This window comes from Mesorhizobium sp. CO1-1-11, assembly GCF_020164995.1.
Classification (GTDB): Bacteria; Pseudomonadota; Alphaproteobacteria; order Rhizobiales; family Rhizobiaceae; genus Mesorhizobium; species Mesorhizobium australicum.
Map to the genome: position 1 here is coordinate 134,734 of NZ_JAIUHE010000004.1, position 23,393 is coordinate 158,126.

The 23,393-nt window shown below is 64.4% G+C and carries 22 protein-coding genes; 11 read left to right on the top strand and 11 right to left on the bottom strand.

Annotation, left to right across the window (positions count from 1 at the left end; genetic code table 11):
• Positions 1-26: 26 nt before the first annotated feature.
• Both LB554_RS05895 and LB554_RS05900 read left to right on the top strand, forming a co-directional pair.
• Positions 27-434: an SH3 domain-containing protein gene (locus LB554_RS05895; RefSeq protein WP_224583521.1), complete on the top strand. Its 408-nt coding sequence runs from the start codon at positions 27-29 to the stop codon at positions 432-434.
• Positions 435-647: 213 nt separating this feature from the next.
• Positions 648-1,856 carry an MFS transporter gene (locus LB554_RS05900; RefSeq protein ID WP_224583522.1) on the top strand — a complete coding sequence of 403 codons (1,209 nt, stop codon included), beginning with the start codon at positions 648-650 and terminating at the stop codon, positions 1,854-1,856.
• 46 nt (positions 1,857-1,902) lie between these two features.
• Here LB554_RS05900 and LB554_RS05905 read toward each other — a convergent pair whose 3' ends face one another.
• Together LB554_RS05905 and LB554_RS05910 are read right to left on the bottom strand one after the other, a co-directional pair.
• A complete protein-coding gene (locus LB554_RS05905) occupies positions 1,903-3,375 on the bottom strand; it encodes an MATE family efflux transporter (RefSeq protein WP_411962611.1) in 1,473 nt (490 codons plus the stop codon).
• A 353-nt stretch (positions 3,376-3,728) separates the two neighbouring features.
• Entirely contained in the window at positions 3,729-5,198 is a 1,470-nt protein-coding gene (locus tag LB554_RS05910) for an esterase-like activity of phytase family protein (protein ID WP_224583524.1), read from the bottom strand.
• A gap of 332 nt (positions 5,199-5,530) precedes the next feature.
• On the opposite strand from LB554_RS05910, the gene LB554_RS05915 reads away from it, so the two are divergent.
• The 3 genes from LB554_RS05915 (at position 5,531) to LB554_RS05925 (ending at position 7,703) form a co-directional block, all read left to right on the top strand.
• On the top strand, positions 5,531-5,698 hold the full coding sequence (locus LB554_RS05915) for a hypothetical protein (protein ID WP_224583525.1): 168 nt from the start codon (positions 5,531-5,533) through the stop codon (positions 5,696-5,698).
• A gap of 13 nt (positions 5,699-5,711) precedes the next feature.
• Positions 5,712-7,265, top strand: coding sequence for a trimethylamine methyltransferase family protein (locus tag LB554_RS05920; protein WP_224583526.1), 1,554 nt, complete (start codon positions 5,712-5,714; stop codon positions 7,263-7,265).
• A gap of 123 nt (positions 7,266-7,388) precedes the next feature.
• A complete protein-coding gene (locus tag LB554_RS05925) occupies positions 7,389-7,703 on the top strand; it encodes a hypothetical protein (protein ID WP_140661187.1) in 315 nt (104 codons plus the stop codon).
• Positions 7,704-7,734: 31 nt separating this feature from the next.
• Here the strand turns inward: LB554_RS05925 and LB554_RS05930 are convergent, their stop codons facing one another.
• Positions 7,735-10,506 carry an ATP-dependent helicase gene (locus LB554_RS05930; protein ID WP_224583527.1) on the bottom strand — a complete coding sequence of 924 codons (2,772 nt, stop codon included), beginning with the start codon at positions 10,504-10,506 and terminating at the stop codon, positions 7,735-7,737.
• Positions 10,507-10,763: 257 nt separating this feature from the next.
• On the opposite strand from LB554_RS05930, the gene LB554_RS05935 reads away from it, so the two are divergent.
• A complete protein-coding gene (locus tag LB554_RS05935) occupies positions 10,764-13,079 on the top strand; it encodes a glucose/quinate/shikimate family membrane-bound PQQ-dependent dehydrogenase (protein ID WP_318013197.1) in 2,316 nt (771 codons plus the stop codon).
• A gap of 34 nt (positions 13,080-13,113) precedes the next feature.
• On the opposite strand, the gene LB554_RS05940 is transcribed toward LB554_RS05935, so the two are convergent.
• Positions 13,114-13,548: a hypothetical protein gene (locus LB554_RS05940; protein ID WP_015317242.1), complete on the bottom strand. Its 435-nt coding sequence runs from the start codon at positions 13,546-13,548 to the stop codon at positions 13,114-13,116.
• Between the two features lie 9 nt (positions 13,549-13,557).
• The gene (locus tag LB554_RS05945) at positions 13,558-13,713 is read right to left on the bottom strand and encodes a hypothetical protein (protein WP_181171173.1); all 156 of its coding nucleotides are present in this window, start codon (positions 13,711-13,713) and stop codon (positions 13,558-13,560) included.
• Positions 13,714-13,965: 252 nt separating this feature from the next.
• On the opposite strand from LB554_RS05945, the gene LB554_RS05950 reads away from it, so the two are divergent.
• Complete coding sequence (locus tag LB554_RS05950) at positions 13,966-14,853, top strand: dienelactone hydrolase family protein (protein ID WP_224583529.1); 888 nt, start codon at positions 13,966-13,968, stop codon at positions 14,851-14,853.
• Between the two features lie 9 nt (positions 14,854-14,862).
• On the opposite strand, the gene LB554_RS05955 is transcribed toward LB554_RS05950, so the two are convergent.
• The 3 genes from LB554_RS05955 to LB554_RS05965 form a co-directional block, all read right to left on the bottom strand.
• Positions 14,863-15,309 carry a response regulator gene (locus LB554_RS05955; protein ID WP_015317245.1) on the bottom strand — a complete coding sequence of 149 codons (447 nt, stop codon included), beginning with the start codon at positions 15,307-15,309 and terminating at the stop codon, positions 14,863-14,865.
• Positions 15,306-16,412: a sensor histidine kinase gene (locus LB554_RS05960; protein WP_167331122.1), complete on the bottom strand. Its 1,107-nt coding sequence runs from the start codon at positions 16,410-16,412 to the stop codon at positions 15,306-15,308. Before LB554_RS05960 ends, LB554_RS05955 begins: the two co-directional genes overlap by 4 nt.
• Positions 16,413-16,597: 185 nt before the next feature.
• Complete coding sequence (locus tag LB554_RS05965) at positions 16,598-17,521, bottom strand: EamA family transporter (RefSeq protein WP_224583530.1); 924 nt, start codon at positions 17,519-17,521, stop codon at positions 16,598-16,600.
• A gap of 89 nt (positions 17,522-17,610) precedes the next feature.
• On the opposite strand from LB554_RS05965, the gene LB554_RS05970 reads away from it, so the two are divergent.
• Together LB554_RS05970 and LB554_RS05975 are read left to right on the top strand one after the other, a co-directional pair.
• Positions 17,611-18,084 carry an Lrp/AsnC family transcriptional regulator gene (locus LB554_RS05970; protein ID WP_224583532.1) on the top strand — a complete coding sequence of 158 codons (474 nt, stop codon included), beginning with the start codon at positions 17,611-17,613 and terminating at the stop codon, positions 18,082-18,084.
• A gap of 299 nt (positions 18,085-18,383) precedes the next feature.
• Entirely contained in the window at positions 18,384-18,599 is a 216-nt protein-coding gene (locus LB554_RS05975) for a hypothetical protein (RefSeq protein ID WP_224583534.1), read from the top strand.
• A 632-nt stretch (positions 18,600-19,231) separates the two neighbouring features.
• On the opposite strand, the gene LB554_RS05980 is transcribed toward LB554_RS05975, so the two are convergent.
• Together LB554_RS05980 and LB554_RS05985 are read right to left on the bottom strand one after the other, a co-directional pair.
• Positions 19,232-19,429, bottom strand: coding sequence for a hypothetical protein (locus LB554_RS05980; protein WP_015317249.1), 198 nt, complete (start codon positions 19,427-19,429; stop codon positions 19,232-19,234).
• A gap of 237 nt (positions 19,430-19,666) precedes the next feature.
• Complete coding sequence (locus LB554_RS05985; protein WP_224583537.1) at positions 19,667-20,146, bottom strand: thioesterase family protein; 480 nt, start codon at positions 20,144-20,146, stop codon at positions 19,667-19,669.
• Positions 20,147-20,309: 163 nt separating this feature from the next.
• Here LB554_RS05985 and LB554_RS05990 point away from each other — a divergent pair, with 163 nt between their 5' ends.
• Complete coding sequence (locus tag LB554_RS05990; RefSeq protein WP_224583539.1) at positions 20,310-21,725, top strand: FAD-binding oxidoreductase; 1,416 nt, start codon at positions 20,310-20,312, stop codon at positions 21,723-21,725.
• Between the two features lie 101 nt (positions 21,726-21,826).
• Positions 21,827-22,345 carry a hypothetical protein gene (locus LB554_RS05995; RefSeq protein ID WP_224583541.1) on the top strand — a complete coding sequence of 173 codons (519 nt, stop codon included), beginning with the start codon at positions 21,827-21,829 and terminating at the stop codon, positions 22,343-22,345.
• A gap of 29 nt (positions 22,346-22,374) precedes the next feature.
• On the opposite strand, the gene LB554_RS06000 is transcribed toward LB554_RS05995, so the two are convergent.
• Positions 22,375-23,361: a Dyp-type peroxidase gene (locus LB554_RS06000; RefSeq protein ID WP_224583543.1), complete on the bottom strand. Its 987-nt coding sequence runs from the start codon at positions 23,359-23,361 to the stop codon at positions 22,375-22,377.
• Positions 23,362-23,393: the final 32 nt, after the last annotated feature.

The following is a 23,393-nucleotide window of genomic DNA, read 5'->3' on the forward strand; positions in this document are numbered from 1 at the left end:
ACGGCCGGCGCTCGATGGAGGGACTGATGAGATTTCGATTTCTGCTTGCGATAGCGACCATTCTGGCCGCCGTCTTCGGGACGTCCGCCGCGGCCTTCGCCTACGGCGCCCACACGACGACGAGCCTCAACGTGCGTACCGGACCTGGCGCGGGATACGCCAAGGTCGGGACGTTGCCGGCCGGTCTCAGGGTCTACGTGACCGGCTGTCAGCCGGGCTGGTGCAGGATCCATGGCGGCGGTGTCAGCGGCTGGGCCAGTTCCGGCTATCTCTCGCGGACCCAAGTCGTGCATCCGCCGGTTATCATCGTGCGCCCGCCGCATCGGCCGCCGCACTGGTATCATCGGCCCCATCACCGTCCTCCCCACCACCGCCCTCCGCACAAGCCGCGTCCCGGCAAGTGCAAGATCGCACCTGGTTTCTCCTGCAAGTAGGCCCGGTTTTTTCTGCAAACAGGACTGATTGCGCCTAGTACGGCAAGGATGCCGTGATGGATCGGGCCGCTGGCCCCGAGCCATTTTTTGCGATCATCGGCTTGCTGGCCGGGCAACGCCCAGCGTGGTGTCAGGAGCCTGGCCATCGACCGGAACGTCGGCGGTGAGGAGGCGTTAACGTCGCGACCCCTGAACCTGGTGACGAGGTTGGCCATGGCCTTTCGCGATCTGACGCAAACTCAGAACGAAGCCGGCAGCGACGTCCTCGCGATCCCGACTGTCGCGGCGATGATCGCGGTGCTGTTTGCCGGCAGCACGGTGCTGACGCCTCTCTATATCGTCTACAAGCAGCAATTCGGCTTTTCGCAAATCACCTTGACGCTGATCTACGCGGTCTATGTCGTCGGCAATCTCGGCGCCCTGCTGGTGTTCGGCAGCGTTTCGGATGTCGTCGGGCGCCGGCCGGCGGCGCTTGCAGCCATGATCGTCGCCGTCATCAGCGCGGTTGTGTTCCTGTTTGCCGGCAATGTCGCGTCGCTCGATGTTGCGCGGATCCTGAGCGGACTTGGCATCGGCGTGGGCGCCGGGACGGGAACCGCGTGGATCGCCGAGCTTCTTCCAGAGGCCGGCAGGTCGCGCGCCAGCGTCATCGCCACCAGCACCAACTTTCTCGGCCTCGGTTTCGGGGCGCTTGTTTCGGGGCTGCTGGCCCAATACGAGCCGTGGCCATTGCGTCTGGTCTTCATTGTCTATCTGGCGACGCTCGCGGTGGTGACGATCATGGTCTGGCGCACGCGCGAAACGGTGATGAAGCCAGGCGGCCTTGGCAAGGTCTCCATGCGGCCGCGGCTTTCCGTGCCGGCGCAGATCCGTTCGCGCTTCGTGGCGCCGGCGGTGACCGGCTTTGGCGCGATGGCGCTGGTCGGTTTCTATGCGGCGGTTGCGCCGAGTATCCTGGCGCAGCAACTGCATGAGGCCAACCACGCCGTGGCCGGTGCGCTGTTCTTCGAACTGGCGATGGTCGCGGCGATCAGCATCGTGGCGCTGGCGCGGATGGGGAGCAGCAAGGCGATGCTGGCCGCGCTGGCCTTGATGATCCCAAGCGCCGTGCTTGTGGTGGCGGCGCAGATGCTGGCCTCGATGGCGCTGATGATCGCGGCGACGGCCTGCTGCGGCGTGGCGGCAGCGCTCGGCTATCGCGGCGGCCTGCAAGTGGTGAACGAGATCGCGCCGCGGGATCGCCGCGCCGAGGTCGTGTCCAGTTTCTTCGTCTGCTGCTTTGTCGGCAACGCCTTGCCTGTCATCGGCATCGGCGTCGTGTCGACCTATGCCAGTGCTGTCGCCGCGAGCCTGGCCTTCGCGGCCATGATCATCGCGTTCGCGCTGGTGGCGCTCGCCTTCGGGCTCAGACAGAAGCGCTGAGGCCGCCGCGCCAGCCCGGCAAGGCACGCCGGCAAGGCGGGCGGCATCAGCCGTTCGGCGTTTCAGGCGCCATGTTCGCGCGCTGGCGCGGCACGCCAAGCCCGGTGTCGGGCGGCTCGCCGGCAGCCGGCCTGTTCTCGATCATGTGCAAGCTGCGCCAGCCGCCGAAGCGGTAATAGATCGCGGCCAGGATCAGAGACGTGATCGAACCGGCCGGAAAACTCCACCACAGCGCTTCCTCGCCGATCACGCCGCGCATGTAATAGGCAAAGCCGGTGCGCACGACGAGCACCGAGATCACCAGGATGATCAGCGGCGGCATCACGGCACCCGTGGCGCGCACCGTGGCGAACAGCACGATGGTGATGCCGAACAGGATGAACGACCAGGACGCGGCCGTGTTGATATGCGCGGCGATATCGATCGCCGCGCTGTCGCTGCTCAGGAACAGGCTCAGGATCGAACGGTCGAAGACCCATAGCAGCGCGACGAGGGCGCCGGTCAGGACAAGGTTGAAACCGACGCCAGAGGCGGCGATGCGGCCGATCCGGTCCCAGTGGCCGGCGCCGACATTCTGCGCCGCCATGGAAGAGACCGCGGCGCCAATGGCGAGCGCTGGCATCTGGATGTAGGTCCAGAGCTGCGCGGCGATGCCGTAGGCGGCGGCGACCTGCGAACCATAGGAGTTGACGATGCCCATCACCGTCAGGGCGGCCGCCGAGATGACGATCATCTGCAGGCCCATCGGCACGCCCTTGAAGACGACGATGCGCAGCAGCGCCGGATCCGGGCGCAGCAGGACGAGATTGGCGCCGGCCAGCCGCAACGGATGCTTGCGCGCGTAGAGCACGACGAGGATGGCGACGACGCTCACGGTCTGGCCGATCAGGGTCGAGGTGGCGGAACCGGCGATGCCGAGTTCAGGAAACGGGCCGATGCCGCGGATGAGCAGGGGATTGAGCACGATGTCGAGCACGACCGCCAGCGCCATGAAGATGAAGGGGGTGCGTGAATCGCCCGCACCGCGCAGCACGGTCATGACGAAGGACAGAAGGTTCATCATCGGCACGGCGACGAAGATGATGCGCAGGTAGGAGCGTGCGAGCGGCAAGGCATCGGCCGGCGTGCCGAGCGCGCCCAGGATGGCATCGACCCAGATCCAGCCGCAGACCGCGAACACCACTGAAACGAGGAAGAAGAAGGTGGCGCTGGTGCCGACGATGCGGCGCGCCTCGGGCAGGTCGCGGGCGCCGACCGACTGCGCCACCAGGATGGTGGCCGCCATGCCGATGCCGAACACCGTGCCGAGGATCAGGAACAGAACGAGGTTGGCGTTGGACGTCGCGGTCAGCGCCGACTCGCCGAGGAAGCGGCCCACCCAGACGGCATTGACCGAGCCGTTCAGCGATTGCAGCACGTTGGAGCCGAGCACCGGCAAGGCGAAGAGCAGCAGCGTGCGCGGGATCGGGCCGCTGGTCAGGTCGCCGGTACGCCGGCGTGCGGGCATTTTTTCGTCCATGGCAGCCAACCTGGCAAATGTGACTCTGGCCCGCGACGATATCGCAGGCCGGACCGAGATGCACCCTGCGCCGAGGCGCAGTGACCGTCGATCGGTCAGGCTCGCCGGAACGGAATTCGATCGGCAAGAACGCGTCGTCCGGCTGCGTGCGCTTATGAACCAGGACGTCATCGACCTCCCGCTCGGGTCTTCGTGCGGCCCAACCTGTCGGCCGCCGGCAAGATCATCGCCGTGTCGAGCAGGACGGCCGAGCCGATCGATGCCGGTGTGCCGAAGGACGCGGAATTCCTGAAGTAGGCCTTCACGACCTGCACAGGCGGACGCGCCAGGCGCGCCCGCTTGAGCAGTGATCCTTACTTCTTGCCGAGACCCGGCAGCGTGACCTGATAGACCAGGAACATGGTGTCGACATCGGCGCCGTCATCGGCCTTGTAGGCGGCGCCGACCTGGAAGCCGTCCTGGGCGAGGAAGTCATTATCGTTGCCGACGAACAGGAAATAGTCGTCGGGCAGCTTGGGATCGAGGACGCTGGCCAACGACATCGCTTCCCACTTCTCCGAAAGCTCGTTGTGGTCCTTCGCGCCGCCATTATGCAGGCCGAAGTGGCCAAGCGCGGTGGCGTCGTTGATGTCGATGAACGGCGTCAGCTTGGCCGGCGTCACCGAGGGATCAAGCACGCCCTTGGGGGCGACCGGCTTGTCGGCCGCATCGAAGGCGCCGCCCGCGATGTCGGTCGCGCCGGAGACGTCGACGATGTTGATCTGGCGGTAGAGCGAAGCGTCACCCTTCTTCAGGCCCTGGCCGTTGCCGCTGTCGCGCGCCAGCATCAGGAAGGATGTGTCCGAAAGCGCCACGATCTCGCTCTGCGCGGCGATTTTGGTCTTGCCCTTGGCATCCTTGAACACCGGCAGCGGCACGACATATTCATGCGCGAGCTTCAGATGGGCGAGGTCGGAGGCATCATAGACCAGCGCCCGCGTGTTCTGCCGTGTCGAGGGTGAATCGCCGCCATCCTGCCGGGGCGCCGACTGCAGCACGGCGATCAGGAACTTGCCGTCCGGCGTCATCGCCATGCCTTCGAGGCCCTGGTTGTTCTGGCGCCCGGTTTCGGGATCCTTCGGATCAGGGTCGGCGGCGCCCGGGCCGGGATTGTCGGAGGAGAAGTTCGGCGCTCCCTTGCGCATCGGCACGAGAGCCGCAGGCGGCTGGGTCGCCGACATCAGGCGGCCTTGCGCGGAGAATCTGTAGATGTTGGGGCCGTACTCGTCGGAGATGAACATCGAGCCGTCCGGCAGCCGCACGATGGCTTCATTGTCGAGCGCGAGCTTGCCATTGGTGGCGACGGGCAGCATGGGCATGTCGCCGGCCGCGGCGCGTACGTCCGACAGCGGATCGAGGCCGGTGGCATCGGCGCCCTTGTCGTCGGTGAGAAGCATGGTGTCGGCAAGCGTCGCCTTGACGCCCGTCTGCTCCTGGCCGGCTGCGGGAGCAGCGCCCGGCGCGACAGGCGTGAACTCGATGGCGATGGTGTTGAGGCGCGGCCGGTAGTCGGTGGTGCCGGCGACATTGTAGCCCCGGTCGGGCAGTAGCCAGAGCGATCCCTTGTAGGTGCCGGCATCATGCGTCCAGCCCGAAATGTCGATCGCCATGCCCGAGCCCGAGCCGAAGGTCTCGCCGAACTTGTCGCGCTGGTCGGCCGGGATGCGGCCGACGCCGACGAGGCCCTTGTTGATGTAGGCCACGCCATCGGCAAGCGCCGGGGTGAGGGCGGTGAACAAGGCCAGCGCGACGCCGAGCGAGGCGGTTCGGTGCAGGTGTTTCATGGACAATCCTCTTTGTGACGAAGCACGCCGGAGCGGCCGAAGGAAAAATGAAAAAGAGGTGCCGCATCGATGATGCCGCGCGTGCCTCCCCGAAAGCGATCTAAGGCGTCAACATGATGCTTGCGTGACAGTGCGCCATACGGGTCCGCCCGGTCTCTCCATGTGCAGATAAAAACCAGGAGAGCGGGAATTGGTGACCTCCCATGGAGCGTCCCTGGCATAATAGGCACTTATGTCTAGTACGGATATGATGCCGGCTTCGAACTGACCGGGAGGGTTGAAGCCGCACTGTCGCGCAGTGGTTATCGGGGGTGGCTTTGTCGGCGCCTCGGGTGGATTTGGCTACCACGATCGGCAAGAGCGTCGCGCTGGCGTTGGTGGACGACGATTTCGCCGGGGAGGGGATGGCGCTTTGCGTGCACATTGTCGGCGTCGAACGGACGGCGCGGGTCATCGCGGCTTCGCCCTACAGTCCCCAGGGCAGGGCGATGCGGCAATGAGGAGGAGTTTCTGATGGTCGATGACGCTGCACGGGATACAAGGCGCGAACGCCGGCGGGGACGCATGGGCGAGGCGGGCAGCGAATCAAGCCGCAAGCCCAATTACCGGTCGCTGAAGAATCCGTTCCTGCCGCAGCCGATCTTTTCCGACGACCAGGTGGCGTCGATCCACGGCACGGCGCTGCGCGTGCTGGAAGAACTGGGCATCAAGGTGCTGCTGCCCGAGGCGCGCGAGGTGCTCGCCCGCGCCGGCGCCCTGGTCGACCCCGACACCGACATGGTGCGTATAGGCCGCGACATGGTGGCGGTAGCCTTAGCCTCGGCGCCGCGATCGATCCACGCTTATGCCGGAGCGCGCGATCGCGACCTGTCGCTCGAACTGGGCTCGATGACGTTCCTGGCGGGCTCCGGCGCGCCCAATGTCACCGATCTCGAGCGCGGCCGGCGGCCCGGGACGCTGGTCGCCTTCGAGGAGTTGATCAAGCTGGTGCAGCATTTCGACGTCTTGCACATGCTGGGGCCGTGCATCGAACCGCAGGACATCGACAATCGTTTCCGCCACTATGCCGTCAACCGGGCGCAGCTGACTCTGTCGGACAAATTTCCGTTCGTGTTCGCGCGTGGCACGCCGCAGGTCGATGACAGTTTCGAGATGATCAGGCTGGCGCGCGGGCTGTCCGAGGACGAGTTCCGCTCGGGCGCGCATTGCTACACCGTCATCAACACCAACTCGCCGCGCCAGCTCGACATTCCGATGGCGCAAGGCATCATCGATTTCGCCAAGGCGGGCCAGGTCCTGATCATCACGCCGTTCTGCCTGGCGGGTGCGATGGCGCCGATCACGGTGGCCGGCGCGCTGACCTTGCAGCATGCCGAAGCGCTGGCCGGGCTGACGCTGGCGCAGATCGTGCGGCCGGGCGCGCCGGTGGTCTATGGTTCCTTCTCCTCCAATGTCGACATGAAATCGGGCGCACCGGCCTTCGGCACGCCGGAGCACGTGAAGGCGACACTGGGTGCAGGCCAGCTGGCGCGCTTCACCGGTCTGCCCTGGCGCTCGGGCGGCGGCAGCGCGGCCAACATTTCGGACGCGCAGGCCGCGCACGAGACGCAGTTCGCGCTATGGGGCTCGGTGCTGTCGGGCGCCACCGTCTGCATCCACGCGGCCGGCTGGCTGGAAGGGGGCTTGAGCGTTTCCCTGGAAAAGCTGGTCACCGACATCGAGGCGCTGCAGACGGTCGCGGAACTTTGTGCGGCGACCCCCGGTGACGACGACGCAATAGGCTTCGAGGCGATCGCCGAAGTGCAGCCGGGCGGCCACTTCTTCTCGGCCGGCCACACCATGGCGCGCTACCGCACCGCCTTCTACGAGCCGCTGGTGGCCGACTGGTCGAATTTCGGCAACTGGACGCAAAGCGGCTCGAAGACCGCCACCGAACGCGCCACCGGCATCTGGAAGCGCACCCTTGCCGATTTCGAGCCGCCGGCCGCGGCGGCCGCCGCGTCAGGCGTGCTCGACGCGTTCATCGCCCGGCGCACCGAAGAGGGCGGCGCGGCGCCGGTGTCGTGAGATAGTTCGCGGATCCATCATCCCGAATTGTGGCCGTGATCTCGGAACCTGCGGCGCGTCCCACGCATTCATGGATGCGGGCCAATGCCTGGCTCCATCCGCGAGCCGTTGAGGGAGGACGACATGGGTTTCGACCAGTACCACGAACCGCCGGAAGAGCTGTCGCAGGAAGTGCGGACCTTTGCCCGCATGATCACCTCGCTGATCGAGGAGGCGGAAGCGATCAGCTGGTACGAACAGCGCATGTCGGTCGAGAAGAACCCGCAGGCCAAGGCGATCATGAAGAACGCACAGAGCGAGGAGTTCAAGCATTTCGGCATGGACCTCGAATTCCTGCTGCGCCAGAAGACGGATTGGCGCGTGGAACTGAAGGAAATCCTGTTTACGACGGGGGATATCGTGAAGGCCGGGGAGAAGGGCGAGAAGAAGGTGGATTGAGGCCGGACGTCAGCCTTCGAGGCTGGCAGCCTCACACTGGCAGCACAAACCCGTCCAGTACGCGCTTCTGGCCGGCCTTATCGAAGTCGATGGTCAGCTTGTTGCCCTCGATGGCTGAAATGTTGCCGTTGCCGAATTTCTGGTGGAAGACGCGGTCGCCGACGCTAAAGGCGGACGGCGTGTCGGAGACGGATTTGGCGACCAGCTCGCCATCGATGGTGCGGCCCTTGACGCTGGTGCGGCCGGCGCCGTAGCCGGAGTCTGTTTCCCCATAGCCGATGCGTTCGACCTGATGGCCCGAGCGCGTGCCCCAGTTGCGGTCGGTCGCCTCGGTGCGGTTGGCCTGCGCGCGCTGCCAGCCCGGCGTCGAATAGGTGTTGGAGAAGGCGCCGGATTTTTCCCCGCCGCCCGAATTGCCGCCGATATTGTCGAAGCGCGAGGCGCCATAGGGGCTCTGTCTTCCCGCCCCCTGGCCGCCGCCACGGCCGGATGCGAACGAGCCGCCGCCATAGGGATTGCCGTAGCCGCCATAGGAGTTGCCGGCTTCGGCGACCTCGACATGGGCTTCCGGCAGTTCCTCGAGGAAGCGCGACGGGATGGTCGATTGCCAGAGCCCGTGGATGAGGCGGTTGGAGACGAACCAGATATGCAGGTTCTTCTTGGCCCGCGTCAGCCCGACATAGGCGAGACGCCGCTCTTCCTCGAGCCCCGAGCGGCCGCCTTCGTCGAGTGCGCGCTGATGGGGAAAGAGGCCTTCTTCCCAGCCGGGCAGGAAGACGGTCTCGAATTCGAGGCCCTTGGCCGAATGCAGCGTCATGATGGAGACGGCATCGAGCCCGGCATTCTGCTCGGCATCCATGACCAGCGCGACATGTTCGAGGAAGGAGCGCAGCGATTCGTACTCCTCCATCGAACGGATCAGTTCCTTCAGGTTCTCAAGCCGCCCGGGGGCTTCCGCCGAGCGGTCGTTCTTCCACATGTCGGTGTAGCCGCTCTCCTCGAGAATGGTCTCGGCGAGTTCGGTGTGCGGCGTGGTTTCCAGCGCCTTTTGCCAGCGTTCGAAATTGGCCGCGACCTCGCGCAGCGCGGCGCGCGGTTTCGGCTTCAGCTCGTCGCTTTCCGCCAGTGTACCCGCCGCCTCCAGCATCGGGATGCGCAAGGCGCGCGCGGTGTCGTGGATCTGGCGGATGGTCGCTTCGCCCAAGCCGCGCTTGGGCACATTGACGATGCGCTCGAAGGCGAGGTCGTCGGTGCTGTTGGCGACGACGCGGAAGAAGGCCAGCGCGTCGCGGATTTCCATGCGCTCGTAAAAACGCGGACCGCCGATGACGCGGTAGTTAAGGCCGAGCGTGATGAAGCGGTCCTCGAAGGCGCGCATCTGGAAGGACGCGCGGACCAGGATCGCCATGTCGTTCAAATTGTGCTTCTGGCGCTGGTAGGCCTCGATGGTCTCGCCGATGGCGCGGGCTTCCTCCTCCGAATCCCAGGCGGCGTGGACGTTGACCTTGCCGTCCTCCGGATCGTTGCGGTCGGTGAACAGCGTTTTGCCGAAACGGCCCTCATTGTAGGCGATGAGATGGGAGGCGGCGCCCAGTATGTGCGCGGTCGAGCGGTAGTTGCGCTCCAGCCGGATGATGGTGGCGCCCGGAAAATCCTTGTCGAAGCGCAGGATGTTGTCGACCTCGGCACCGCGCCAGCCATAGATCGACTGGTCGTCATCGCCGACGCAGCAGATATTGACTTTGTTTTCGCTCACGGGCTGTTCCGCGCCTGCCGGCGCGGGCCCTCCGCGGGGGCCTCGCAACGGCTCGGACGCCCGGTCGGGCTTGCGGCCTTCGGCCGAAACTGTTGATTCGTCCTCTGGAGTTGCGGGTCTATAGCTAGCCGCTTCCGTTCTACCTGAAACACCGGAAAAACTTGGAACGCGCCCACCCGGAGAACCACTTCGCGCTGGTTGTGGTCCGCTCGGCCTCTGCGCCAGAAGCCGCAGCCACATGTATTGGGCGGTGTTGGTGTCCTGGTACTCGTCGACGAGGATGTATTTGAACCGCCGGTGATAGTCCTTCAGCACATCGGGATTGGCGCGGAGGATGCGGATCGGGTGGCAGAGCAGATCGCCGAAATCGCAGGCGTTCAGCGTCTGCAGCCGCTCCTGATAGGCCTTGTAGAGCTCGCGGCCCTTGCCGTTGGCGAAGCTGCGCGCATCGCCTTCGGCGATATCGGCCGGACCCTGGCCCTTGTTCTTCCAGCCGTCGATCATCTGGGCGAACTGTTTCGCGGGCCAGCGCTTGTCGTCCAGGCCCTCGGCCTGGATCAGCTGCTTGATCAAGCGCACGACGTCGTCGGTGTCGAGGATGGTGAAATCGGACCTCAGGCCGGCAAGCTCGGCGTGGCGGCGCAGCAGCTTCACCCCGATCGAGTGGAAAGTGCCGAGCCACGGCATGCCCTCGACATTGCCTTCGCCGATCAGGATGCCGATGCGCTGCTTCATCTCGCGCGCGGCCTTGTTGGTGAAGGTGACGGCCAGGATCTGCGAGGGGAAGGCCCTGCCGGTGGCAAGGATGTGGGCGATGCGGGTGGTCAGCACGCGCGTCTTGCCCGTGCCGGCGCCGGCCAGCACCAGAACCGGGCCTTCGGTGGTCTCCACGGCCAGCCGCTGCTCGGGATTCAAGCCCCTGAGATAGTCGGGCGCATTGTTTTGGCCGCCGCGGGCAGCCATGGCGCGCGCGGCAATGCCCGACGGGGCCGTGGGCCGCGCATTGGGTTCGTCGAAAAAGGGCATGTCTTCGGAAAAGCCGGACATCTCCCCCGAATGTAGTGATTCGGGAGGGAAAGACCAGAACTGTCTACGTTTTGTTCCGGCAAAGTGCCCGATACGGCGGCTTCACCGATATGGGAACCGCCGTTGTGGAACAATCCCAGGCGGAACGAGGTTGCTGCCCGCGGGTCCGCGACCTACGCTTGACAGGCGCCGCCGTCGGGAGAAAGTTGCACGGGCAACACGCAATGCCGGGTTGCCCTAGCCCGCCCCATGCGCGCAACAGTCGAAGGAGTATCATCTTGGCTGTCACCATCACCTCCCTCATTCTGTTCCTCATAGGCCTGGCGCTTGGCGCCGGCGGCATCTGGTTGGCTTCGCTGGGCGGCAGTTGGTACTACATCATCGTCGGTCTCGCCTTCTTGGTCGCCGCCTGGCTGCTCTACCGGCGCCGTTCCACGGCGCTCTGGCTCTACGCGGCGATCGTGCTCGGCACGCTGGCCTGGGCGGTCTGGGAAACCGGCTTCGACTGGTGGGAGCTCGGCCCGCGCGGCGGCATCATCGTGCTGGTGGCGTTGTGGCTGCTGACGCCGTGGGCGCGGCGCGGCCTTGCCGGTCCGGACGGGCGAGCCCCTTTGATCCTTGCCGTGCTGGCATCGCTGGCGGTGGCCGGCTATTCGATGACCACGGACCCGAAGGACATCGGCGGCGCGCTCGACACCGACAAGGTGATCCCCAACGCCAATCTCGGCGGCGATGTGCCTGCGGGCGAATGGCACTATTACGGGCGCACGCAGTTCGGCCAGCGCTATTCGCCGCTCGACCAGATCACGCCGGAAAGCGTCGCCAACCTGAAGCCGGCCTGGACCTATCGCACCGGCGACGTCAAGGGCCCCGACGATGTCGGCGAGACCACCTATCAGGTGACACCGCTCAAAGTGGGCGACACGCTCTATATCTGCACGCCGCACAACTTCGCCATCGCCGTCGATGCGGCGACCGGCAAGGAGAAGTGGCGCTACGATCCCAAGATCAAGCTCGACAAGGACCGCCAGCACCAGACCTGCCGGGGCGTCTCCTATTATGCCGACGCAGCGGGCGCCGCCGGCCAGCCCTGCGCGGCGCGCGTCTACCTGCCGACCTCGGATGCGCGGCTGATCGCGCTCGACGCCGCCAACGGGCAGGTTTGCCCGGCCTTCGCCGAGGGCGGCACGCTCAATCTGTTGACCGGCATGCCGTATCCGAAGTCGGGCTATTACTACTCGACCTCGGCGCCGCTGATTGCCGGCGGCAAGATCATCGTCGGCGGGGCGGTCAATGACAATTATTCGACGCAGGAGCCGTCCGGCGTCATCCGCGCCTATGATGCGAGCAGCGGCAAATTGCTGTGGAACTGGGATTCCGGCAATCCGGACCAGACGACGCCGCTGCCGGCCGGCCAGACCTACACCGCCAACTCGCCCAACATGTGGTCGACGCCGAGCGCCGACGAGAAGCTCGGCCTGCTCTACGTGCCGCTCGGCAACCAGACGCCGGACCAGCTCGGCATGGGCCGCAGTGCCAATGTCGAGAAATTCTCCTCCTCGATCACCGCCCTGGACCTCAACACCGGGCAGCTGAAATGGGTACGCCAGACCGTGCACCATGACCTCTGGGACATGGACGTGCCGGCGCAGCCGAGCCTGGTCGACATCACCAAGGCCGACGGCTCCGTGGTGCCCGCGCTGGTCGGGCCGACCAAGCAAGGGGACCTTTATGTGCTCGACCGGCGCACCGGCGAGCCGGTGATTGCGGTCAAGGAAGTGGCGGCGCCCGGCGGCGCCGTCGAGGGCGACCACACATCGCCGACGCAGCCCGCGTCCGACCTTTCCTTCAACCCGCCGCCGCTGACCGAGCATGATATGTGGGGCATCACCATGTTCGACCAGCTGGCGTGCCGCATCGCGCTTCACAAATTGCGCTATGAAGGCCGCTACACGCCGCCCTCGCTGCAGGGATCGCTGGTTTATCCCGGCAATTTCGGCACGTTCAACTGGGGTGGCGTGGCGGTCGATCCGGTGCGGCAAGTGATGTTCGGGATGCCGACCTATCTTGCCTTCACGTCGCGGCTGGTGCCGCGCGCCGACGTGCCGCCGCCGGGCGACACCAAGGGCAGCGAGCAGGGGTTGAACCGCAATGACGGCGCGCCCTATGCGGTGGTGATGGGACCGTTCCTGTCGCCACTCGGCATTCCCTGCCAGGCGCCGCCCTGGGGCTACGTCGCGGGCGTCGATCTTCGCACCGGCGCGATTGCCTACAAGCACCGCAACGGCACCGTCTACGACATGACGCCGCTGCCGTTGCCGTTCAAGGTCGGGGTGCCCGGCATTGGCGGGCCGATGATCACCGCCGGCGGTGTCGCCTTCCTGGGTGCCGCGGTCGACGACTATCTGCGCGCCTACGAGCTGACGTCAGGCAAGCAGCTCTGGCAGGCGCGGCTGCCGGCCGGAGGGCAATCGACGCCGATGACCTACACCGTCGCGGACGGACGCCAGTTCGTGGTCATCGTCGCCGGCGGCCACGGCTCGGTGGGCACCAAGCCGGGCGATTACGTGATGGCCTACGCGCTGCCGAAGTAGGCAGGCGGGGTTACCGGGTCCGGCGAGCCGACGATCAGCCGAGCCCCAGATGGCTCTTTAGGCTCGGCACCGAGCCAAGCACTTGGTTGGTCAGATCGGGGCCTGCGGCCGCCTCGGCCTGCTGGACAAGCGTCTCGCCAGCCTTCTGGATCTGCGCCAAGTCGAGGCCGGAGGCCTTGAGCGCCGCGAGGCCGTTGACCAACGCGCCGGCCTTTTCGCCGAGAACGCCGCCAAGCGCGCCCTGCAGCGACGACAGGAAGCCGCCACCGCCGCCGGCCGGGGCGGCCATGACGTCATATTTCTGCGCCAGCGCATCGGCGCCCGGAATTTTGGCGAAGAAGGAGGAGGCGCTGGTGCCTTCGGCCTCGTGCTCGAGCACCGAGAAAATGGTGCCGACGACCTTTTCGGTCGTGGCCTGGTCGAGACCGGCCTTCTGCGAGACGGTGTTCACGATGTCCTGAACGTCCATGACTTCACCTCAACTTTGGGTTTTCAAGTTCGCGGGCTGGCGCTTGCGGCTGCGGACCCTGACCATGGACTTGCGGCTTGCCGCGACAACGGCCGCGCGCATCGCCAGAACGGCCGCCACTGCTGCCACGAAGGCGGTTGCCAGGATCGGCGAGGGCATGGTCATCGGCATTGTTCCTTTCAGATCGGACCTATAGGACCGTGACCGCCGAGGGCGGCCGGCCAGCCAGTTTCCCCCACTATTCTGGCAGCGCCATCAAGATTTGTCACCGATGACAAAAACGTGATGATCCTCGGCCGACCGACCGACGGCCGCGAGGCAGCGAGATGTCACGCTCCGGTGACTGGACGATGAGAGGCTCGCCCCTATCTTGCGACCGGCAAGGACACCGCAGTCGCGACGAGATCGAGGAAGCCCATGGCCGACGTTACCACCAAACCCGTCATCACCCAGGCGATGATCGATGCCTATGACGAATACACGCATCTGACGCTGGATCGCCGCCGCTTCATGGAGCAGCTGACCAGGCTTGCCGGATCGGGCGCGGCGGCCGCCGCGATCGCGCCGATGCTGGCGGCGAACTCGGCCCAGGCGGCGATCGTCGCCGACAACGATGCCCGCGTAAAGGGCGAGGACATCACCTATCCCGGCAGCGGCGGCGAGATGAAGGGCTATCTGGTCAGGCCTGCGGACCAGGCCGGCAAGCTCGGCACGGTCGTCGTCATCCATGAAAACAGGGGGCTCAACCCGCATATCCGCGACGTCGCCCGGCGCGTGGCGCTGGAAGGATTCGTGGCGCTCGCGCCGGATTTCCTGTCGCCGCTCGGCGGCACGCCCACTGACGAGGACAAGGCGCGCGACATGTTCGGGAAGCTCGACCCGGCGCAGACCGTGGCCAATGGCGTGGCGACGGTCGCCTTCCTCAAGGGCGACAAGGACGGCAACGGCAAGGTCGGCGCCATCGGCTTCTGCTGGGGCGGCGGCGCGGCCAACATGCTGGCCGTCAACGCGCCCGACCTTGCGGCGAGCGTCGCCTATTACGGCATGCAGCCGAAGGCCGCCGACGTCTCGAAGATCAAGGCCGCGTTGCTGCTGCACTATGCCGGCCTCGACGAGCGCACCAATGCCGGCATCGATGCGTTCACGAAGGAACTCGACGCCGCCCATGTCGAATACACGGTCTATGTCTATGAAGGCGCCAACCATGCCTTCAACAACGACACCTCGGCGGCGCGCTACGACAAGAAGGCGGCCGACCTCGCCTGGGGCAGGACGATCGCCTTCCTCAGGCAGAAGCTGGCATGACCATCGCCTTCAGGCCGCCGGCGCCCAGATCGTCTTGAAGGCCGGCGACAGGGTGAAGCCCGCCGGGCGCTCCGATTTCGGCGGCGGGCGCCGCACGCCTTCCTGCAAATAGCGCAGGGCAGAGGTCAGCCCGTTCATCGTGTAGGGCTTGGCGATGACGCCGATCGCACCGGCGAAGTGGTCGGGGATGCGCTTCGGGTTGGCGGTCATGAAAATGACCATCGAGTTCTTTCTGTCGCCAATATATTCGGCGACGTCGATGCCGGTCGGGCCGTCGGTGAGATGGATGTCGACAAAGGCGATATCGGCCTGCGTGGTATCGACCATGTCCTTTGCTTCGGCGAGCGATGTTGCCCAGCCGACGACGCTGTGCCCGGCGTCCTCGACCAGGCTCTCCAACTCCATGGCCAGCAGCGCCTCGTCCTCGACGATCAGGACCTTGAGCGGTTCAATCATGACAGGTTCCCTTTGTGCTGTGGTCCATTGGGCATCGAGATGACAACGCGAGTGCCGGGACCGGCATCGCGCCACTCGATGTCGGCACGCAATTGGCGGGCAAGCGACTTGATCAGCCGCATGCCGAAGGAGGCGTCGCCATTGGCGCCCGCCATGCCGACGCCGTCATCCGAGACCTCGATGTTCAAATGGCCGTCCGGCTGGCTCATCTTGATGCCGATGCTGCCCGATCTCGTGCCGTCGGGCCTTTCCTTGAAGGCATGCTTGAGCGCGTTGGTGACGAGTTCGTTGACCATCAGCGCCACCGGCGTCGCCTTCTCGGCCGGGACGACGACGGGCTCGAGATCGAGTGTCGGGTTGATTTCCGAACGTCCCGAAGCAGTCAGCAGGTCGGAGATGAGATCCTTGGCGAAGTCGGAAACATCGAACTTGCTGACATCCTTGGACTGATAGAGCCGGCGGTGCACGGTGCTGAGCGCCTCTATGCGCTCCAACATCGTGCCAAGCGAGCGCTTGAGGTTGGCGTCGGAGACGGTGCGGCTCTGCATGAGGATAAGCGAGGAGATCATCTGCAGATTGTTCTTCACCCGATGATCGACCTCATGCAGCAGCGTGGTCTGCGCCTCAAGCGCCGCTTCGAGCTCAGCCGTGCGTTCCTTGACGGCCTTTTCGAAACGCTCCTTGTCCGCGGTGATGCGATTTTCCCAGAGCTTCCGGTCCGAAACATCAAGTTGCGAGGCGAAGAAGAACTGCATTTCGCCTTTGTCGTTGGAGACAGGGCTTATGTAGAGCGCGTTCCAGAAGGTCGACCCGTCCTTGCGGTAATTCAGGATATCGACACTGATGTCGGTTTCATCGGCGATCGCGGCGCGTATCTGAGCGATCGCTTCCTTGTCGCTCTCCGGCCCCTGCAGGAAGCGGCAGTTCCTGCCGAGAACCTCGTCGCGCTCATAACCCGTCAGGCGCAGGAAGGCGTCGTTTGCAAAGACGATCGGATTGTCCTGCCGGCGCGGATCGGTAATGATCATCGACATGCGCGTGGCGCGGATGGCCGCCGCGAAGGGGTCGCCCTTGCCGTGCTCGACATGAAGGTCGTCGGTCATATGCCATGCGTCCGCCGGCTCCCTGGTCCGTTTCCGTTCCATAGCGTCGCTCCAAGCCATTTTTCGCGGGAGACAACGGCTCAAAGTAGAATTTGGTTTCAATCTCGGCTGGCCTGTCGCAGTTCGTCGCAGGCGGGAACCGATGGAGGCTTTCCGCAACCGACCGCGAGGAAGGGGTTTCCCGGCTAGCCAGCCAAGGCCGGCCTGTGAAGCGCGACGCCGGCCACGACCAGCGCGATGCCGAGGCAATCGGACGGACCGGGTACCTGGCGCAGCACGACGACGCCGATCAGCGTTGCGGTGACCGGCAGCAGCGACAGCATCAGCGCGAAACTCGCACGCGGCAACCGCGCCATGGCGAGCTGGTCGCATACGTATGGAATGACCGACGAGCAGATGCCGACGCCGATGGCGGCGACGAGCAGCGGCGGCGACAAAAAGGCGGGCAGGGCGTCGGCGAAGCCAACGGGCAGCACGGCGACGAAAGCGACCGCCATGGCCGCACCCAGGCCGGCGATGCCGTCGCCGGCGCCCGCGCGGGCGACACGGTGGCCAAGCACGATGTAGCCGACAAAGAGCGCGCCGTTGAGGAACGCCCAGGCCAGCCCGGCCGGGTCGCTTCCCCATTTGACATCGATCAGCAGCAAGGTGCCGGTGACAGCGACGGCAAGAGCGGCCAGATTGCGGGCGCTTCTGAGGCCGGCGAGCGCGACTCCGATGGTGCCGGCGAATTCGATCGCCGCAACCAGCGAGATCGGCAGGCGGTCGAGCGCCAGGTAGAACGAACAGTTCATCACCGCCAGGCAAGCACCGAAGGCAACGAGCAGGAGCCGCGTCGGAGGATCGGCGCTGGCGAAGGTTCGCCATGCGCGGGTCAATGGCGCGAAGACCAGCGCCGCGGTGGCTACGCGCAGCCAGGCCATGCCGAGCACGCCGACTTGCGCAAAAAGCAGCACGGCGAAGGCCGGGCCGAGATAATGAAAGACAGCGCTGACAGCGAACCAGATATGAGGCGGCAATCTTGTCGCGAGCCCGGCGAGCGCGGGGCCGGCAAAGGCCGGGGTGGCAGCGGCAGGGCTGGTATGCGGGGCTTGCCTCTGGTCATCCATGGGATCAGTATCGTAGCCGATCCTCCCTATTCATATGGATGATGACCAGCTTGACCAATCATTCCTTTCCCGGAGGCAAGGAGTTTTCCATGAAACGCCTTCGAAACGAAAATGCCGACATCGACGCGGCCGACATGAAGATCCTGCGCCTGCTGGAAGAGGACGCGCGCATCAGCACCGCGGAGCTGGCCCGTTCCGTCGGCCTGTCTGCGCCGAGCGTGGCGGAGCGCATCAAGCGGCTGCAGGAGAACGGCGTGATTGAGGCCTATTGCGTCAGGATCAACCCGGCGGCGCTTGGCCTGAAACTGTCGGCGTGGCTGCGCATCCGGCCGGTGCCTGGGCAATTGTCAGTCGTGGCCGAGATCATCCGTGAGTTGCCGGAGATCGCACAATGCGACCGGGTGACCGGAGAGGACTGTTTCATCGCGCTGGCGCATGTCGGCTCGGTCGCCGAACTCGAACGGGTGATCGACCGCATCATCCCCTATGCGATGACCAACACGGCGATCATCCAGTCGTCGCCGGTGATCGCGCGCTCGCCGCTGGCGGCGATCAAGCGTTAGTCGCGACCTGGCGGTAGTCACTACAGCACCTTTGAACTTTTAGCGAGTGAATGAAGTTGGTAGATCAGTTCCAATATGTGTCAGCATTCGGTCGCCTCGAAAACTCAGATATCTGAATTCGCCGAACTGCCGAATTCCACGATCAGGCTCTTGCCCATGTGCTCGTTGCCATATTGTTCTAGCGACATGGAAGGCATGAACGTCGGCTAGTTCCAACAAAGGTTGGCTTCCAGGCTGAACAAATTTTGGAGGAGGCACATCATTGCTATGGGTTATGAAGAGATGCCCAAGATAATGACGTGAGCCGTAAAACGCCGCGTTTGCCCAACCTTCTTCGCCGCGTGCGGGTGCTGAAGATGACTGTGCGTCGAATGTCAAATGCGGATAAAGACTTTGCGCTGTGGCGCTGTGAATCGCTTCCCCCGCTAAACCCAAGAAAAGTCCCCGATTTAGGAAGCGGCGAATCTTTTTCCGCTCATGCTTTGGGTGATTCCCGATTTGATAAATCGTTGTGATGCATCGGTTCCAGCCCCAGTGGCCAAGCTGAGAAATTAAATCGGCGCATTTGACGAATAGTATTTCAACTGCGTCCCGACTGAAATCCCGGTATTGTGGGTGCTTCAACCTCTGTTGGCCACTCACCATTTGAGCGACGTGGATTGTCCAAGAATCTGGCTCTTTTGTGGGGGCTATATCTCGTTTTACCTGTTTTAGCTGGTTCTCGATATCTCTAACGGGGCCGCTCGTTGAGCCTATCAAAGAGTACACACCGACAAACAACCTGCTAGCCTCGTCTCCCCTGAATGCCTCGTCTCCAAAGAGATAAAGGTTGTTCTGAAGATCTGTGACTTTCAATGGAAGGTTATTGATCGCTCCACATACGCAAGAGACGCCTACACCTACTTGGCGCCAGGCGCCGCCGTTTGCACTGGGGTGGATGCTGGGAATCCATTCAAATGGTTCCTCATGCCTTTTCCAAAAGTCGGGTCTCGCGCGGATACTGCAGTTGCTGCAGGTAACAGCGAGAGAGGCCATTTCCTCTGTAATAAACGGCGGCTCAAAGTGCTCAGGATTCAATAGAACTCCGCATGCTCAGTCGAGGCGTGGACGTTGAACCGGCAAACAAAGGCGCTAGCCTACCACGATCTCAAGCGTGGCCGCGCTTCAGGCGGGCGCGCTTCAGGATGCTGCGCCAGCGGATCATGTCGAACGGGATCGGTTCGTTGTTGTTGGCGATGTGAAAGATCTCGTTGTCGACATTCTTGAGCGAACGCCAGAAATCGTAGTCCGATATGCGCGGATCGGCCGCCAGCCTGTCCACCTCGACCTTGATGTCGGTTTTCATGCACGTTCCTCGAACCGGCTTCGCCGCGCCGCCCGCTAAAACAACCCTGTGCGGACGTTTTCGACCGCTCCGCTGAGTCGTTCAACGGCTCAGATGGCTTGTTCCCGTTAAATCCTCGGTAAGGTTAATGCGGGTGCGAGGTGGCTTCAAGCACGCGTGCCAGCCGATTTGAGGAACCCGGCGATTTTGGATCGCGGGTGTGGCTTTGAGGCCAGACCCGGTCGCCTGGGCTTCGCCCTATTTGCGCTTGATGCCGATCGAACGGCCGGCGCGCTCGGGCATCGGGAGCACGGAGTGGGCGGCGCGCATGGCTTCGATCCTGGCCAGTACATCGGCCGGAAAGGGCGCCACCTTCGGCCCCGACATGTCGACATGCAGCGACAGGGTCTCGGACGTGGCGGCGAGCCAGCCGTCGACATGGCGGATTTCCTGATAGGCCCGCAGCCGCTTCTCGTCATGGTCGATGAGCTGGAAGGAGACCGTGACCTTGTGGTCGAGATGCAGTTCGCTGACGTAGCAGACATGGACTTCGGCGGTGTAGATGGTGAGCCGCCGCTCTTTCACATAGTCCAGCCCCATGCCCATCGCCTCGAAGGCCTCGTCCGAGCAGCGGTCGAACAGCACGTTGTAATAGGCCATGTTGAGATGGCCGTTATAGTCGATCCAGTCCTTTTCGATGTCCATGGGCCTGGAGACGAAGGGGGCGGGAATGGACATCGAAACTTCCTTGTTCTGGTGCTGGACAGGGCGTGGCCGGTGAGTGTCTTTACATTCTGACGCAATTTCGGATGGAAAACCGCTTCACACTTTTCCTGAAATTGCTTTAGGCATCCATACTCGCATAACAAGCGTGGACGCTGGTCCATTCGCGGAGGAATTCATGGCTCTGAGCGACCTCAATCCGGTCAAACGCAACGAGGAAGGCATCGCGGCGGTGCTTGGCATCCTCAAGCAGCGGCTGGGCGAGCGCTTCCAGACCGGACAGGCCATCCGCTCGCAGCACGCGCATACGACCACCTATATTCCGACGCAGGCGCCCGACGGCGTCGCATTCCCGGAGACGACGGCCGAGGTGCAGGAAATCGTGCGTGCCTGTGCCGCACACCGTGTGCCGGTGATCGCGTTCGGCGTCGGCTCGTCGCTCGAAGGCCACACCAATGCTCCGGGTGGAGGCATTTCGGTCGATACGTCGCGGATGAACCGCATTCTTTCGGTCAATCCGCAGGATCTCGACTGCACGGTGGAGCCCGGCGTCACGCGCGAGGATTTGAACCGGCACCTGCGCGACACCGGCCTGTTCTTTCCGATCGATCCGGGCGCGAATGCCTCGCTCGGCGGCATGGCGGCGACGCGGGCGTCCGGCACCAATGCGGTGCGCTACGGCACGATGCGCGAGAACGTGCTGTCGCTGACCGCCGTCATGGCCGACGGCGAGACGGTGACGACCGGCAAGCGGGCGAAAAAGAGCTCGGCGGGTTATGATTTGACCCGGCTGCTGGTCGGCTCCGAGGGCACGCTCGGCATCATCACCGCGCTGACCTTGAAGCTGCAAGGCATTCCGCAGGCGATCTCGGGCGGCGTCTGCCCGTTCCCGAGCGTCGAAGCTGCCTGCAACGCCGTCATCGCGACGATCCAGATGGGCATTCCGGTGGCGCGTATCGAACTGGTCAACGCCCTGCAGATGCGGGCGATGAAGACCTATTCCAAGCTCGATTATCCCGAGAGCCCGTGCCTGTTCGTCGAGTTTCATGGCAGCGACGCCGGCGTTGCCGAACAGGCCGAGACCTTCGGGGCGATCGCGGAAGACAATGGCGGCGGGCCGTTCCTGTGGACCAGCGTTGCCGAGGAACGCACCAAATTGTGGAAGGCCAGGCACGACGCCTACTGGGCGTCGCTGACCTTGCGCCCGGGCGCCAAGGGCCTGTCGACCGATGTCTGCGTACCGATCTCGCGCTTTGCCGAATGCGTCATGGAAACCGAGGCCGACATTGCCGAGATGGGACTTATCGCGCCCATCGTCGGCCATGCCGGAGACGGCAATTTCCACGTGCTGGTGCTGATGGATGTCAACGATCCCAAGGAAATCGCGCTGTCGGAAAAATTCGTGGCACGGCTCAACATGCGGGCGATCGCCATGGAGGGTACCTGCACCGGCGAGCACGGCATCGGGCAAGGCAAGATCGGGTTCCTGCGCCACGAACTCGGCCATGGCGTCGACATCATGCGCACGATCAAGCAGGCGCTCGATCCGCAAAACATCATGAATCCGGGCAAGATCCTGCCTGACGCAGGCTAAGGGCATCGCGAACAGCGCGTCTTGACCGCGCCGCCATTCGGGTCGAGGCTCCTCAATTGGCAAACCTGGAAAGACAGGCGTGCCGGCTGAGGAGAATTTCTATGGCCATTTCACGCAAGGAAGAAGCACGCGCGCTGAACGCCGATGAAAAGGAATTGGTGGAGAAATCGCACCATCCGGCGGTGCAGGAACTTTCCGACTCCGACCTTTCCGGTCTGGTCAAGCTGTTGCGGGAACGGCGTGACAAGGCGCAGACCGAAGCACATCGCCGGCGGCGCGAAATACGCGGCAAGGGCGCGGCGAAAGGTACGGCACCCTCGAAGGCCGACGGCGGTTCACAAATTAAGCTCGCGGTGCTGGCCATGGCGATGCGGCGGCTGAACGGCGAGGCCGAACGGCGGCGCCAACTGGCGGCCCGCACTTCGCTGGTCGACAGTGCGCGCAAGGCGCTGACCTTGAAGCAGAAAGCTCCGGAGGGTCCCACGCACAATTCGCGCACCGCCCACAAGGGCATGCGGGCCGTGGCCAACCAGAAGGTTCCAAGTCTTGTTCGGCCGGCCGAACTCGGCCGCCAGCGCAAGGCGGCCAAGGTGGCGCAGGCGAAACGCGACGCACGCTAAGGGAGCGGTTAGGCCCGCCAACCGCCGCTCTATCCTGCAGTGGGAAGCTGCTCCCGGGCGTCCTGCACAAGCGTCTGCAGCATGGGGCGGGTCGGGGCGAAGAAGGTCGTGCCGGTGTGCGGCGTGGAGACATCGAGCAGCCGGTCGTAGGCGCCTGGCGGGTCGCCGACATACATGCGCTGCAGCATTTTCTCGGTGACCCAAAGACGTCTGCTGTAGCCGATGAAGTAGGTGCCGAATTCGTTCTGCCCGGGCCTGCCGAACGGCATGTTGTCGCGCAATATGTCGTGTTCGTTGCCGTCGGCATCGACCACGGTGGCAAGCGACTTGTGCGATTTGCGCAGCGCGTCGTCATCGTCGATTTCGATGTTGTCGATCTTGGTGCGCCCAATGATCGCCTCCTGCTCGGGCGTGGGAATGCGCGCCCAGGCTTGCATGTCGTGCAGATATTTCTGGACCACGACATAGCTGCCGCCGGCGAAATCGGCATCCTCGTCACCGACCAGCGCCGAGGCGGGCAAATCGAGGCCGGCCGGGTTGGCGGTGCCGTCGACGAAGCCGAGCAGGTCGCGGGCGTCGAAATAGCGAAAGCCGATCACTTCGTCGACGACGCTGACGCCGGGACCAAGCCTGTCGAGCAGGATACGCTCGAATTCGAAGCACATGTCGGGCCGCTCGGCGCGGATGTGAAAGAGCAGGTCGCCCGGTGTCGTTGGCGCCGAATGGACCGCGCCCTTGATCGGCGCGAACGGCTTCAGTTCCAGCGGCCGCCGGCCGGGGCTGAGCCGGTCCCAGAGATCGCGGCCGATGCCGGCGATGCAGGACAGGCGCCCGCCGAGATCGCGGAATCCGACAGTCTTGACCAGATCGTCGAGTTCGCCGAGCACGGAACAAACCCTGGCCAAAGCCGGCTGATCGCCGGCGACGGTGCCGACAAGGAAAATCGCCGACTGCGATAGCGGGGCATCGACACTCTGCGCATCGATCGGCACGCGATCCCAGTTCTTGCCTGACATCCGAGAATCTCCGCTTTTCCCGGATTTGTTTC